This window comes from Streptomyces gelaticus (genome assembly GCF_014649535.1).
Lineage (GTDB): Bacteria > Actinomycetota > Actinomycetes > Streptomycetales > Streptomycetaceae > Streptomyces > Streptomyces gelaticus.
Map to the genome: position 1 here is coordinate 324,348 of NZ_BMTF01000007.1, position 13,944 is coordinate 338,291.

At 69.7% G+C, this 13,944-nt stretch carries 10 protein-coding genes; 1 reads left to right on the plus strand and 9 read right to left on the minus strand.

Going from position 1 to position 13,944, the window contains the following annotated elements; genetic code table 11:
- Nucleotides 1-77: 77 nt before the first annotated feature.
- The 3 genes from IE107_RS13785 to galE form a co-directional block, all read right to left on the minus strand.
- A complete protein-coding gene (locus IE107_RS13785) occupies nucleotides 78-1,601 on the minus strand; it encodes a PLL family lectin (protein WP_189544028.1) in 1,524 nt (507 codons plus the stop codon).
- On the minus strand, nucleotides 1,598-2,704 hold the full coding sequence (locus IE107_RS13790) for a PLL family lectin (protein WP_189544029.1): 1,107 nt from the start codon (nucleotides 2,702-2,704) through the stop codon (nucleotides 1,598-1,600). The genes IE107_RS13785 and IE107_RS13790 overlap by 4 nt, the downstream gene beginning before the upstream one ends.
- An 85-nt stretch (nucleotides 2,705-2,789) precedes the next feature.
- On the minus strand, nucleotides 2,790-3,800 hold the full coding sequence (galE, locus tag IE107_RS13795) for a UDP-glucose 4-epimerase GalE (protein ID WP_189544030.1): 1,011 nt from the start codon (nucleotides 3,798-3,800) through the stop codon (nucleotides 2,790-2,792).
- A gap of 196 nt (nucleotides 3,801-3,996) precedes the next feature.
- Here galE and IE107_RS13800 point away from each other — a divergent pair, with 196 nt between their 5' ends.
- Entirely contained in the window at nucleotides 3,997-5,085 is a 1,089-nt protein-coding gene (locus IE107_RS13800; RefSeq protein ID WP_373302445.1) for an LCP family protein, read from the plus strand.
- 71 nt (nucleotides 5,086-5,156) lie between these two features.
- Here IE107_RS13800 and IE107_RS13805 read toward each other — a convergent pair whose 3' ends face one another.
- The 6 genes from IE107_RS13805 to IE107_RS13830 all read right to left on the minus strand — a co-directional run bounded on the left by IE107_RS13805 (nucleotide 5,157) and on the right by IE107_RS13830 (nucleotide 13,809).
- Entirely contained in the window at nucleotides 5,157-6,668 is a 1,512-nt protein-coding gene (locus tag IE107_RS13805; RefSeq protein WP_189544032.1) for an amino acid permease, read from the minus strand.
- Between the two features lie 175 nt (nucleotides 6,669-6,843).
- The gene (gene dxs / locus IE107_RS13810) at nucleotides 6,844-8,772 is read right to left on the minus strand and encodes a 1-deoxy-D-xylulose-5-phosphate synthase (protein WP_189544033.1); all 1,929 of its coding nucleotides are present in this window, start codon (nucleotides 8,770-8,772) and stop codon (nucleotides 6,844-6,846) included.
- Between the two features lie 185 nt (nucleotides 8,773-8,957).
- Nucleotides 8,958-10,295 carry a sugar ABC transporter permease gene (locus IE107_RS13815; protein ID WP_189544034.1) on the minus strand — a complete coding sequence of 446 codons (1,338 nt, stop codon included), beginning with the start codon at nucleotides 10,293-10,295 and terminating at the stop codon, nucleotides 8,958-8,960.
- Nucleotides 10,292-11,086, minus strand: a complete 795-nt coding sequence (locus IE107_RS13820) for an ATP-binding cassette domain-containing protein (protein WP_189544035.1) — start codon at nucleotides 11,084-11,086, stop codon at nucleotides 10,292-10,294. Before IE107_RS13820 ends, IE107_RS13815 begins: the two co-directional genes overlap by 4 nt.
- Nucleotides 11,087-11,389: 303 nt before the next feature.
- Complete coding sequence (locus IE107_RS13825) at nucleotides 11,390-12,487, minus strand: substrate-binding domain-containing protein (RefSeq protein WP_229866903.1); 1,098 nt, start codon at nucleotides 12,485-12,487, stop codon at nucleotides 11,390-11,392.
- Between the two features lie 122 nt (nucleotides 12,488-12,609).
- Entirely contained in the window at nucleotides 12,610-13,809 is a 1,200-nt protein-coding gene (locus tag IE107_RS13830; protein ID WP_189544036.1) for an ROK family transcriptional regulator, read from the minus strand.
- Between the last annotated feature and the right edge of the window lie 135 nt (nucleotides 13,810-13,944).

A 13,944-nucleotide genomic window follows, 5' to 3' on the forward strand; every position in this document is an offset into this window, starting at 1 on the left:
ATTCACAGACTTTATCAAAATCTGAACAGGTTTCGGCCAACCTTGTGGCTAAAAAAATCATCAAGAGACGCGAACCGTCACACTGTGTACCAGTCAATGAACTCGAACCCGCCGGACGGTGACTCTCTGTGAGAGAGCGCCAGCTGTGATCCGGCCAGCGTCGCCAAAGTAACAATGCCCGCACGATCCTGGACAACTGCGGGCATCACCGCAGAATCCGCGGGGACCTCGTTCCACCACACGCCCGCGTCGGCCCGGCCCTCGACATGCATCCCCACCGCGCAGGTGCCCCCCGGACCGGAACGGATCAGCAGGGAGTACGCCCAGCCGTCCACCTCGACACCCCGGGTGCCGGTGACGGGGCCCGCTCCTTCGGTGCCGCCGAGCGGCACCGGGCCCGCCGCGCCGGGCCACCAGACGCAGGGCTCGTTGGTCCCAAGGTCGCGGAAGAGAATCGTGCCCGGCTCCGGCCCGGCCGCCATCGATCCCGGACGGGGAGAGAGCGGCACCGACCGGTCCTCGGTCCACGCACCGTCGGGCCCCGAGCGGTGCCAGCGCAGCACCGCGGCGGAGTCCCGGGCCCGCGCGAAGAGTTCGACCTCCCCGCCGGCCGTGGTCACCGCGACGAGTTCGTCGGCGACACGAACGCCCCTCAGGTGCTGCCACGGAGTCCAGACACCGTCGGCCCCCTGGTGCCGGCAGCTCACGCTGTGGCCGAAGTTGCGTACGAAGACAAAGAGGCCGCCGGCGCCGTCGAACGCTGCCGCCGGGAAGCCGACCTCCCGGCTCCGGTGTCTGTTGCCGGGATTCGGGCTGCCCAACGAGTGCCACGGGGTGAGCGGGTGGCCGGTTCGGTACTGGGCGGCACGCACCACCGCGAGGTCGTCGCCGCCGTCCTTGAGCGGGGTCCTGCGCAGTGCGAAGAGATGCGGGAAGCCGTGCGCGTCCCGGACCACCCGGAGGCCGGGCATCAGCCGCGGGCCGGGAAGGAGCTCCGGTCCCTGCCAGGCCGCACCCCCCGGCTCGCGCTGCGTCCACCGCACGACGCCCGCCGCGGAGGGCAGGAAGGCCGTGAGCCTGCCGTCGAATCCCTCGGTCAGCCAGTGCGCCGGGTCCGGGTAGCGCGGCTGCGGGGCGGCGCAGGGCCCTTGGCCCGCACCGGCGCGGTGGCAGTCGACGAAGACCGGGGCCCCGGATTCCAGCTGGTACGCGCGGGCCGCGGTCAGCGCGGCGAGCGCGGCGTCGGCGTTCCCGGCCGGCTCGTCGTGCACGGGGACATCGCGTTCCTCGTCGTACGAGACATGCGTCGGATCGGGATCCGCCAGCCGCACCCGTTGCGGGCGCAGTGCCCGCAGCTCCCGGAGCAGCCCGTCGCCGCCGTCCTGCGTACCGACAGTGCGCGGGGAACCCACGACCTTGCAGCCGCGCCGTCCGGCGTCCGCGAGCGCGCGGTCCAGTGCCGCCCGTCCGTCCTTGCCGCCCTCCTCGACGCACAGGACGGTGAGCTCGGCACCGGCCCCTTGCGCCGCGACGAGCTCCACCGCCTCGCGAGGGCCGATGGCGACGATCGTCACGCGCTGCGCCGGACCCGTGGCACTCATACCAGGCTCCAGTCGCCGAGGGTGAGCCCCTGGCCGTCCTCCTGGCGTGCGACGGCCAGGCGGCCGTCGGCGCCGACGGCCGCGACAACCGCTCTTCCGTGACCGTCGGCCGCCAGGGCCGGATCGCCGGTGCAGACCATTCCGGTGCCGGTCCACCAGAATCCGGCCTGCTCGCCCTCGGTCGCACAGACACCGAGGTGGACCGTTCCGTCGGCCCCGCGGACCGCGAGCACCGTGCAGTCGAAGCCGTCCACCGTCGTGCGGACCGCGGCGATCCGGCCGTCCCCGGGGTTGCCCCCCAGCGGTACGGGCCAGCTGCCCGCCCGGATCGCGACAGCACCGGAGCCCCGGGCGTCGGTGAGGTAGTGGGTCAGCCTGCCCGGGGCGGTCGCCAGGGCGGTCACCGATCCGGGCAGGGGAGGCACGGGCACGTCGTATCCGCGCACCAGGGCGCCGCCCGGCTCCGACTGCCGGAGCTGGAGCGCGGCGGTGCGGGTGGGGACCAGGACCTCCACCAGGCCGGACGAGGTCGCCGCGGGCGCGGGCCCGTCGGTGCAGCCGGAGACCTGGAGCTGCGTCCATGCCTCCCACCGGCCACGCTTGTCCTCGCGGCGCAGGGCCACTGAGCCCGGCCCGGTCGGGACACAGACGTGCAGTGCGCCGTCGCTCGTGACGGTGCCCGCCGGGGCGCCTGTCTCGACCGCCCGGTCGATCTCCTTGAACGGGTTGCCCAGTGAGCGCCACTGCGTCACCGGACGGCCCGTCTGATACTGCGTGGCGTACATGATGTCCACGTTCGTCCAGCCGTCGGCCCGCTGCCGGACCCGGCGCCCCAGCAGATAGGCGTAACGATTCTGCCCCTGCACCACGGTGAGCCGGTCGATGTCCTTCGCGGGCAGGACGTCCGGTCCCGCCCACCGCCGACCGCCGGGGGCGGACTCGGTCCATCGCAGCACGGCACCGTCGACATGGACGTACGCGGTCAGCCTGCCGTCGTGCCCGGTCAGCAGCCAGGGGCCGCCCAGGACGTGGGCGAGCCGCCCGGACGCCTCCGTGACGGGCTCGCTCCGCTGCTCGGCTTCACGTGGGGAGGTGCTGCGCATCGCCGTTCGTCACCCTCCCCTGTGAGCAGGCCCGCGCAGGTCACGGGCATCTGGATCGAGACATCATAAACAAGCCATGCCATGCTCAGGTCGAGGTGGCCGCGGCGGCGGGACGGCGCGCCGCGGGGTGCCTGAGGCACCAGCCCTCCCATGCCGAGGCGACCATCTCGCGCACGTCGTGCCGTGCGGACCAGCCCAGCTCGGTGCGGATCCGGTCGGCCGAGGCGACGACCCTCGCCGGGTCGCCCGCTCTGCGCGGCGCCGATACCGGCGCCGAATCTGCTCCGTATCCCGTCACCTCACCGATCAGTTCGATCATTTCGCGCACCGAGACGCCCTCGCCCCGGCCGATGTTGACGGTCAGATCGGTGCCGGGCTCCCGGTCGAGGAGCGCTCGCGCAGCAGCGAGGTGCGCCGAGGCGATGTCGTCGACGTGGATGAAGTCGCGTACGCAGGTGCCGTCCTCGGTGTCGTAGTCGTCGCCGAAGACCACCGGGGCCGCCCCCTGTGTCAGCTTCTCGAAAACCATGGGAACCAGGTTGTGAACGCCCGTGTCGGCGAGGGCCGGGGCGGCCGCGCCGGCGACATTGAAGTACCGCATCGAGGCGGTGGCGATGCCGTGCGCCTTTCCGGCGGCGCGGACCATCCACTCGCCGGTCAGCTTGGTCTCGCCGTAGGGGTTGATCGGGGCGCACGGAGTGGTCTCCGTCACCACCCGTACGTCGGGCATTCCGTAGACGGCCGCCGACGAGGAGAAGAGGAACGCCCGCGCCTCGCTGTCGGCCACGGCCTCCAGCAAGGTCTGCAGGCCCTGCACGTTCTCCCGGTAGTAGAACAGCGGGCGCTCGACGGACTCCCCCACCTGCTTCTTCGCGGCGAGATGGACCACGCCCCGCACCGGCAGTTCCGTCAGGGTGCTCCGCAGCAGGGCCGCGTCGAGCGTCGACCCCTGGACGAACGGGACATCCGCAGGCAGGCGTGCGCGGTCGCCCGTCGAGAGGTCGTCGTACACGACGACCGACTCACCGGCCTCGCGCATGGCGCGGACCACATGCGCCCCGATGAAGCCCGCTCCACCCGTGATCAACCAAGTCATGAGCGAATAGTAGTTCGAGCAGCGCAGATCATGATTCCAGGGATCAAAACACCCATTCGCACGATCCTCTGTTCTATAGTGCACGCTCAGTCATGCATGCACGGACCGGCCACACCCCCCACCCGAGTCCCACGCACTTCACAGCCCACCTCGGGCCATGAGATTTGAGGACTCGACCAGGATGAGCCACGACGCCATGACACAGGGCACGCACGACGGTCGTCCGGCCTCCGGTGGCGGACGGAAGCGGCGGGGGTCACCCCGCAAGCGCCGCCGCGGCCTCAAGATCACTCTCAGCGTCCTGCTCATCCTGCTGCTCGCCGCCGGCGGCACCGTCTACTGGCTCTACAGCCGCCTCGACGGAAACATCACGGGCGTGGACATCGACAAGGCGCTCGGCGACGACCGCCCCGAGAAGCTGCCGACCAGCGGTCAGAATCTGCTGGTGCTCGGCTCCGACTCGCGGGCCGGCGCCGAGAACAAGGAGCTGGGCGGCGGCGGCAACGTCAGCGGTGCGAGGTCCGACACCGCGATGGTGGTGCACATACCCGAGGGCCGGTCCAGGGCGGTCGCCGTGTCCATACCCCGTGACACCCTGGTGACCCGGCCCGAGTGCACCAAGGCCGACGGATCCACGGTGCCGTCGGCGAACCGTGTGATGTTCAACTCCGTCTACTCGCAGGTCGGTCCGGCCTGCGTGGTCAAGACCGTCGAGAAGATGTCCGAGGTCCGGATCGACCACTACCTGGAGATCAACTTCGCCGGGTTCAAGGATCTTGTGGACGCCATCGGGGGCGTCACCGTCGATGTTCCGCAGGACATCCACGACAAGTCGTCCGGTCTCGACCTCGCCAAGGGCCCGCACAAGCTCGACGGCACCGAGTCCCTCGCCTATGTCCGTACCCGCCACGGCATCGGGGACGGCAGCGACCTCGGCCGGATCGGGCTTCAGCAGCAGTTCCTCCTCGCCCTGCTGAGCGAGGTCAAGTCGCAGGACCTGCTGGGCAGTCCGGCCAAGTCCTACAAGATCGCCAGCTCGGCCACCAAGTCGCTGACCACCGACGCGGGGCTCGCCTCGCTCACCTCGCTCGCGGAGTTCGCGCGGTCGATGAACGGCGTGGACCCGGGCACCATGGAGACGATCATGCTGCCGGTGGCGTACGACAAGCAGGACCCCAACCGCGTGGTGGCGGCCCAGCCGCAGGCCGACGACCTCTGGAAGGCCATCCGCAAGGACGGCACGATCCCGGAGTCCGCGAAGAAGTCCCCCGCCATGGGCGGCTGACGAAGCGGGAGGCGCGGCCGGGACGCGGCAATTGCGTCGACCGCCGGCGGACATGTCGCGTACGGGCGGGGCTACGGCCGGCCGAGGCCCTCGTTGATCCGGCTGTGCCCCCGCCCGTACGCGAAGTAGACGACCACGCCGATGGCCATCCAGATGCCGAAACGCAGCCAGGTCTCCGCGGGCAGGTTGAGCATCAGCCACACCGACGCGGCCACCGAGAGGATCGGGATCAGCGGTACCCACGGGGTGCGGAAGGCGCGGTGGAGTTCGGGGCGGGTACGGCGCAGCACCATCACGCCCAGGGCGACCACGACGAACGCGAAGAGCGTCCCGATGTTCACCAGCGTCGCCAGCTCGTTGATGCTGGTGAAACCGGCGACGATCGCGATGATCACACCGAGCAGGACGGTCGGACGGTACGGCGTGCCGAACTTCGGGTGCGTCTTGGAGAAGAACCGCGGCAGCAGCCCGTCCCGGCTCATCGCGAAGAAGACCCGGGTCTGTCCCAGCAGCAGGATCAGACAGACGGTGGTGAGGCCGATCGCGGCTCCGAAGCTGATGAGTCCGGCGTAGACGGGATGGCCTACGGCCTTGAAGGCATCGGCCAGCGGGGCCTCCACCGACAGTTGGCTGTAGTGCTCCATGCCGGTGACCACCAGCGATACGGCGACATAGAGCACGGTGCAGATGAAGAGCGAGGCGAGGATGCCACGTGGCATGTCACGTTGCGGGAGCTTCGTCTCCTCGGCCGCGGTGGCCACCACGTCGAAGCCGATGAAAGCGAAGAAGACGACGGAGGCGGCGGTGAAGATGCCCATGACGCCGAAATTGGTGGGCGCGTAACCGAACATCAGCTGGACCAGCGGCGCGGTCAGTCCGGCCCCCGAGGGCTGCGGCTGCGCCTCGGGAATGAACGGCGAGTAGTTGGCGGCCTTCACGAAGAACAGGCCCGCGACGATCACGATCAGCACGACCGTGACCTTGATGGCGACCACGACGGTCGTGACCCGGGCGGACAGCTTCATGCCGAGCACCAGCACCACGGTCAGTACGAGCACCAGGGCGAAGGCCAGGATGTCGAAGCCGAATCCTTTCGCCACATCCGGTCCGGAGAGCAGGACGGGCATGTGCCAGCCGAAGTTGTCCAGCAAGGAGCGGACGTACCCGGACCAGCCGACCGCCACCACCGCCGTGCCCAGGGCGAATTCCAGCACCAGGTCCCAGCCGATGATCCAGGCGACCAGCTCGCCGAGCGAGGCGTACGAGAACGTGTAGGCGGAGCCGGCCACGGGGACGGTGGAGGCGAACTCCGCGTAGCAGAGCGCCGCCAGCGCGCAGACGACGCCGGCGACCACGAAGGCGAGCGCGGTGGCGGGACCCGCCGTTTCCTTGGCCACCTTGCCGGTGAGGACGAAGATGCCGGTGCCGATGATGACGCCCACTCCGAAGACCGTGAGGTCCAGAGCGGAGAGGGACTTCTTGAGCGCGTGCTCCGGCTCCTCGGTGTCGCGGATGGACTGCTCGACCGTCTTGGTCCGGAACAGTCCGTCGCTGCTGGGTGGTGTGTCCTGCTGGGCAGTCACCGGCGTACCTCCACGCACTCGTCGTGTACGCCATGATTTGGGACCGCACCGGCGGCGCCGGGCTCCGCATCGGACGATTTCACGCGAATGGGCCGGTCGGACCACCCGTACAGGGTGACTCGACCGGCCCATCGGCCGTACCGGTGCGCGCTCTCGCGGGCTCCCGGTCGCGGCGTCAGTCGCGGGCGGGCTCGATCACGGAGCGGGGGTCGTCGCCGCTTTCGAAGCGGCCGTCCAGCCTGGCCACGAGGCCGGTGACCTGGCGGGCGATGTCCGGCGCGGTCAGCCCGATCTCGGCCATGACCTCCTTGCGGGAGGCGTGGTCGAGGAAGCGCGGCGGGATGCCGAAGTCACGCAGGGGTACGTCGACCCCGGCGTCGCGCAGGGCCTGGGAGACGGCGGAGCCGACGCCGCCGGCCCGGCTGTTGTCCTCGACGGTGACGACGACCCGGTGCCGCTCGGCGAGCGGGGCCATCGCCTCGTCGACCGGCTTGACCCAGCGCGGGTCGACGACGGTCGTCGAGATGCCCTGGGCCTCCAGCAGATCCGCGATCTCCAGGCACATCGGGGCGAGCGCGCCGACGGAGACCAGAAGGACGTCCGGCCGGGTGGTGCCCGGCTCACGCAGCACGTCCATGCCGCCGACCCGGCCGACGGCCTTGACCGCCGGGCCGACCGCGCCCTTGGAGAAGCGGACCACGGTCGGTGCGTCGTCGACCTCGACGGCCTCGCGGAGCTGGGCACGGACCTGGTCGGCGTCGCGCGGGGCGGCGATCCGGAGCGTGGGCACGCACTGGAGGATCGACATGTCCCACATGCCGTTGTGCGAAGCGCCGTCGGTGCCGGTGATCCCGGCCCGGTCCAGGACGAAGGTCACACCGCACTTGTGCAGCGCGACATCCATCAGGACCTGGTCGAAGGCGCGGTTGAGGAAGGTGGCGTACACCGCGAAGACGGGGTGCAGTCCGCCGGTGGCGAGGCCCGCCGCGGAGACCGCGCCGTGCTGCTCGGCGATGCCGACGTCGTAGATCCGGTCCGGGAACGCCTTCTCGAACTTGGTCAGCCCGACCGGCTGGAGCATGGCCGCGGTGATCGCGACGATGTCCTCGCGCTCCTTGCCGAGCTTGACCATCTCCTCGCCGAAGACGGAGGTCCAGTCGAGCCCCGAGGTGGCGACCGGGAGGCCGGTGTCGGGGTGGATCTTGCCGACGGCGTGGAAACGGTCGGCCTCGTCGAGCAGGGCGGGGGTGTAGCCGCGGCCCTTCTCGGTGAGGCAGTGCACGATGACGGGTCCGCCGAAGCGCTTGGCGCGCTGGAGCGCGGACTCCAGGGCCTCGATGTCGTGGCCGTCGATCGGGCCGACGTACTTCAGACCGAGGTCCTCGAACATGCCCTGCGGGGCGATGAAGTCCTTCAGCCCCTTCTTGGCCCCGTGCAGCGTCTCGTACAGCGGCCTGCCGACGACGGGGGTGCGCTCCAGGATGTCCTTGCCGCGGGCCAGGAAGCGCTCGTAGCCATCGGTGGTGCGCAGCGTCGCGAGGTGGTTGGCGAGGCCGCCGATGGTCGGACCGTAGGAGCGCTCGTTGTCGTTGACGACGATGACGAGCGGGCGGTCCTTGGCGGCGGCGATGTTGTTCAGCGCCTCCCAGGCCATGCCGCCGGTGAGTGCTCCGTCACCGATGACCGCGACGACGTGGTCGTCCTTGCCCAGCACCTCGTTGGCCTTGGCGAGACCGTCGGCCCAGCCGAGCACCGTGGAGGCGTGCGAGTTCTCGATGATGTCGTGCTCGGACTCGGCACGGGAGGGGTAACCGGAGAGGCCGCCCTTGCTCTTGAGCTTCGAGAAGTCCTGGCGGCCGGTGAGGAGCTTGTGCACATAGCTCTGGTGACCGGTGTCGAACAGCACCTTGTCCTTCGGCGAGTCGAAGACCCGGTGCAGGGCGATGGTCAGCTCGACCACGCCCAGGTTGGGGCCGAGGTGGCCGCCGGTCTTCGACACGGCGTCGACGAGGAAGGTCCGGATCTCTTCGGCGAGCTGGTCCAGCTGCTCGGGAGTGAGCCGGTCCAGGTCACGCGGTCCACCGATGCGGGTCAGCAGAGCCACCCGTGCCTCCTTGCGTCTTGAGCTGGTCGAGCATGCCGATCCGATGAGTCTAATGTTCCGCCCGTCCGCGCGGGCAGCGGGCATGGAATGTGCTGTTGTCCCACGCGGTGCCCGGCGCCCGGAGGTGCCCGGCGCCCGATGCGGGTCGCCGGGCACCGGACCGTGCGCGGTGGTGTCCGTGGTTCCTAGGCGCGGCCCGCGGTCTTCTGGGTGCGGCGGGAGACGGAGTCGATGACCACGGCGGCCAGCAGCACCGCGCCGGTGATCATGTACTGGATGGCGTTGGCCATGCCGATCATGTTCAGGCCCTGCTGGATGGACTGGATCACGATCATGCCGAGCAGCGCGGACCAGACCTTGCCCCGGCCGCCGAAGAGGCTGGTGCCGCCGATGACGGCGGCCGCGATGACCAGCATCAACGTGTTTCCGCCGCCCGCGCTCTTGGTGGCGCCGCCGGAGAGGCTGGCGATGAAGAGGCCGCCGAAGGCGCCCAGCATCCCGGAGAGCGCGAAGACGGTGATCCGGATCCGGTCGACGTCGATACCGGCGCGGCGTGCCGCCTCCGGGTTGCCGCCCACCGCGAAGACCTGGCGGCCGAAGGTGGTCCGGCGGGCCACGAAGTCCGCGACGACCAGCACGGCGAGGAAGAGCACCAGGGCGAGCGGCAGGCCGCGGGCGCCGGAGGGCTCGTTCAGGACGTAGGCGACGGCGAAGCACAGGATCGCGACGATCCCGGTACGGAGCACGATCTCGGTGGTCGGCCGGGAGGGCAGGCCCGCGGCGGCGCGGCGCCGGCTGTCCACCAGGAGCGAGGCGGCGTACGCGAGGACGGCGACCAGGGCGACACCGTACGCGACGGCCTTGTCCTCGAAGAAGTAGTTGGTGAGGTTCTCGACGATGCTGCCGGACGGCGTGTTGATCGAGCCCTCACCGCCCATCATCCACTCCTGCAGACCGCTCCAGCCGAGGAATCCGGCCAGGGTGACGACGAAGGCCGGCACCCCGATCTTGGCGAAGAAGAAGCCGTGCAGCGCGCCGATCACCATGCCGGAGAGGACGGCGACGAGCACCGCCGTCCAGTCGTTCCAGCCGTGGTTGACGTTGAGCACGGCCCAGACGGCAGCGCCGACACCGGCGACCGAGCCGACGGACAGGTCGATCTCGCCGAGCAGCAGTACGAAGACGATCCCGACCGCCATGATGCCGAGGCCGGAGCTGTAGACGGCGACGTTGGCCAGGGAGCTGGCGGAGAGGAAGTTGCTGTTCTGGAACTGGAAGACGATCGCGATGACGATCAGGCCGACGAGGACCGGCAGTGAGCCGAGCTCGCCGCCGCGCACCTTGCGGGTGAACTCGGCCCAGTAGCCCGCGAAGCCCTCCTCGCGGACGAGCAGGCGCGGGTCCACCGCGGGTACGGGCGCCGCCGACGGTTCAGCCGCGGCGGGCTTCTCGATGGAGACCTTGGGGGTCTCAGGGGTCTCGGAGGACTCAGGAGTTCTGGGGGTCTTGGCGAGGTCGCTCACTTCGCGTCCTCCTTCGAGGCTGTGCGGGCCTGGCGGCGCGTGACGGCGTTGTCCGTGGCACCGGTGATCGCGGAGATGATCTCCTCGTGGGACGTGGTCGCCACGTCGAAGACTCCGTTGTTGCGGCCCAGCCGCAGCACCGCCACCTTGTCGGCGACGGCGCGCACATCGGCCATGTTGTGACTGATGAGGATGACGCCGTGACCGCGCTCGCGCAGCCGCTCGACGAGGTCGAGGACCTGGGCGGTCTGCTCGACGCCGAGGGCGGCGGTCGGCTCGTCGAGGATGACGACCTTGGGGTCACCGATCAGAGCGCGGGCGATGGCCACGACCTGGCGCTGACCACCGGAGAGCGAGGCGACCGGGATGCGGACGCTGGGTATCCGGATGGACAGGGTGTCCAGCAGCTCCTTGGCGCGCTTCTCCATCGCGATCTCGTCGAGGACGGATGCCTTGCGCAGCTCGCTGCCGAGGAAGAGGTTGGCGACCACATCGAGGTTGTCGCAGAGGGCCAGGTCCTGGTAGACGGTCGCGACTCCGAGGTCCTGGGCGTCGTTGGGCCGGTTGATCCGGACCGTCCTGCCCTCCCACTCGATGGCGCCTTCGTCGATCGGGTGGACACCCGAAATGGTCTTGACGAGCGTCGACTTGCCGGCGCCGTTGTCGCCGACCAGGGCGACCACTTCGCCGGAACGAATCTCCAGGTCCACATCGGTGAGCGCCTGGACGGCGCCGAACCGCTTGGAGATTCCGCGCAACGCCAGCACGGGCGTAGCGGACACGTGAATCATCTCCTTCGCCGCCTGACCGGCGGGGATGGTACTGCTGAGCACAGGGGGCGGTGCCGGTCACCGGGCCGCCGGGACGGCCGGCACGTCTGCGGGGTCCGCCCCGGAACGTCGTCGCCGGGGGACGACCACGCGCCGGGACCGTGCCGCGAGGGGGTTGCGCGCCGGCCGGAGGATCCGGGTGGGCTCCCGGAGGACGGCCGCGTGCGGTGACCGGGACCGGTGAGAAGTCCGGCACCCGCCCCTGCTGCGGGGCATGGACGGGGCGGGTGCCGGACCGGACCGGGGTGACGCCTGCCGGCGGGGCTACTTGATGCCGGCGGCGTCGCAGGCCGCCTTGTACTGGGCGGTGCAGATCTCCTCGGCCTTGTAGACCTTGTCCGCGACGATCGTGGAGGCGATGTTCTCCTTCGTCACGACCGAGGCGTCGTACAGACGAGACGGAATGCCTTTGAACTCGCCCGAGAGGCTGTCGACCTTGACCGGGGCCAGGTCGTCGATCTTCTCGCCCTTGAGCAGCTTGACGGCGATCTCGGCGGTGGTCTCGGCCTCCGGCTTGATCTGCTTGTAGATCGAGAAGGACTGCTCGCCCGCGAGGATGCGCTGCAGACCGGCGAGCTCCGAGTCCTGACCGCCGACCGGAACCTTGACGTCCTGCTTCTTCAGGGCCGTGATGATGCCGCCGGCCATGCCGTCGTTGGCGGAGTAGACGCCCTGGAAGCCGTCCTTGCCCAGGGAGTCGATGGCCGCACCCATCTTCTTGTTGGCCTCGTCCGCCGACCAGTCCGGGATGTCCTGCTCGTAGACGACCTTCTTGACCTGCTTGTCGAGGACGCTGTGCGCGCCCTTCTTGAAGAAGGGCGCGTTCGGGTCGGTCGGCGAGCCGTTGATCATGACAACGTTGCTGTCCTTGGCCTTGGCACCCATCGCCTTGACCAGGGCCTCGCCCTGGAGCTGGCCGATCTTCTCGTTGTCGTACGACACGTAGGCGGAGATCGGGCCCTCGGCGAGACGGTCGTAGGCGACGACCTTGACGTCCTTCTTCGCGGCCTGCTGGACCCAGGACTTCGCGGCCTTGTAGTCGACGGTGTCCAGGATGATGACCTTCACACCCTGGGTGACCAGCGCGTCGAACTGCTTCTTCTGGGTCTCGCTGTCCTGCGCGGCGTTGTTGTACTTGACCTCGCAGTCGCTGCACAACTGCTTGATCTTCGCCTCCATGATGGGGCGGTCGAAGGTCTCGTAACGAGTGGTCTTGTTCTCCGGCAGGAGCAGACCGATGGTCTTCCCGTCCCCGCCACTGCCGGAGTCCTTGTCATCACCCGCTTTGCCACAGGCGGCGAGGGACACGGCCATGGAAAGTGCGGCCGCGCCGATGACGATGCGTCGCGTCGTTGCGTTCATGCGGGGTTGCCTCCCTGACGTGGCCGCGACGTCGCGGCCGAGGTGGCTGGAAGTCAACTCGGCTGCGACGTCAGCGTCAAGGAGTAAATCCTTAACGAGATGACAACGGTGCCATCCGTTATCTAAGTGAAGGCAGCAGTGCCTTTCGGCAGAGCGCTCCCCAAAAGGGTCGAATCCCCCATCTCGCAGAGCACCAGGGCCAGTGCGCCCAGTACTTCGGCCCGGCTGCCCAGCGCCCCGGGCAGCACCGAGAGCTGCCGGGCGGCGCTCGGAATGGCGTAGCGGGAGACCGATTCCCGGATCGGCGCGAGCACCAGCTCGCCCGCCTCTGCGAGCGATCCGCCGAGGACCACCCGGCTGGGGTTGAGCAGATTGCAGAGGTTGGCCACCCCGCTGCCGATGTGCCGCCCCACGTCACCGATCACCCGACGGCAGCCCGGATCGCCCTCGCGGGCCAGCTCGACCACCCGTTCCATGGTGAGGTCGGGGCCGTGGCTGGGCTGGAGCAGCGGCAGCACGTACCGGGCCGCCGTGAAGGTCTCCAGGCATCCGCGGTTGCCGCAGCGGCACACCGGGCCCGACTCGTCGAGCGTGATGTGCCCGATCTCGCCGGCCGTGCCGCCCGGTCCCCGGTAGATGCGCCCGTCGATCACCAGACCGGCGCCGACACCGCTGGCGACCTTGATGTAGGCGAGGTCCTTGACCCCGCGGCCGCTCCCCCAGACCAGCTCGCCGAGCGCGCCGAGGTTGGCGTCGTTGTCGACGTGCACCGGCACACCGAGCCGGCCCGCGAGCTCCTCGCTGGGGTTGATGCCCGTCCAGCCCGGCAGGATCGACGTGGAGCCCAGCGTGCCGGACTCCACGTCGATCGGGCCGGGAACACCGAGCCCCACCCCGATCACCTTGTCCGGACTGATCCCGGTCGTCTCGATCAGCCGCCTGACCAGCTGCTCGGCCCGCCCGAACCCCTGCGCCGAGGAGGCGTCGACGTCCAGCGGCTCCGCCTCCTCGGCGAGCACCTGGTGGGCGAGGTTGCCGACCGCGACCCGCAGATGCGTGTGGCCGAAGTCGACCCCGATCACAATGCCCGCGTCGCCGCTGAGCGAGACGCTGCGGGCCCGGCGGCCGCCCGCCGAGGTGGGGGTGACCTCGACCGTGCCGCCTTCCTTCAGTTCACGAACGATATTGGAGACGGTGGCCGCTGACAGGCCGGTGCTCCGTGCGATCTCCGCCTGGGTGAGCGAGCCCGCCATGCGCACCGCGCGCACGACCCGCTCGAGGTTGGCGCGATGCAGAGATGTCTGCGACCCCGGAGTCTCCATCGACTCTCTCACTCCTACCGTTTTCTCCAACATGTGAACTCCAAGCTGAGCGTTTTGCGGTACTCCCCGTCAAGACCTTGAGCAAGCGAAGCCCCGGATGAGCCCGTAGCCCGCACCGCAACGGCCCCGGTACAC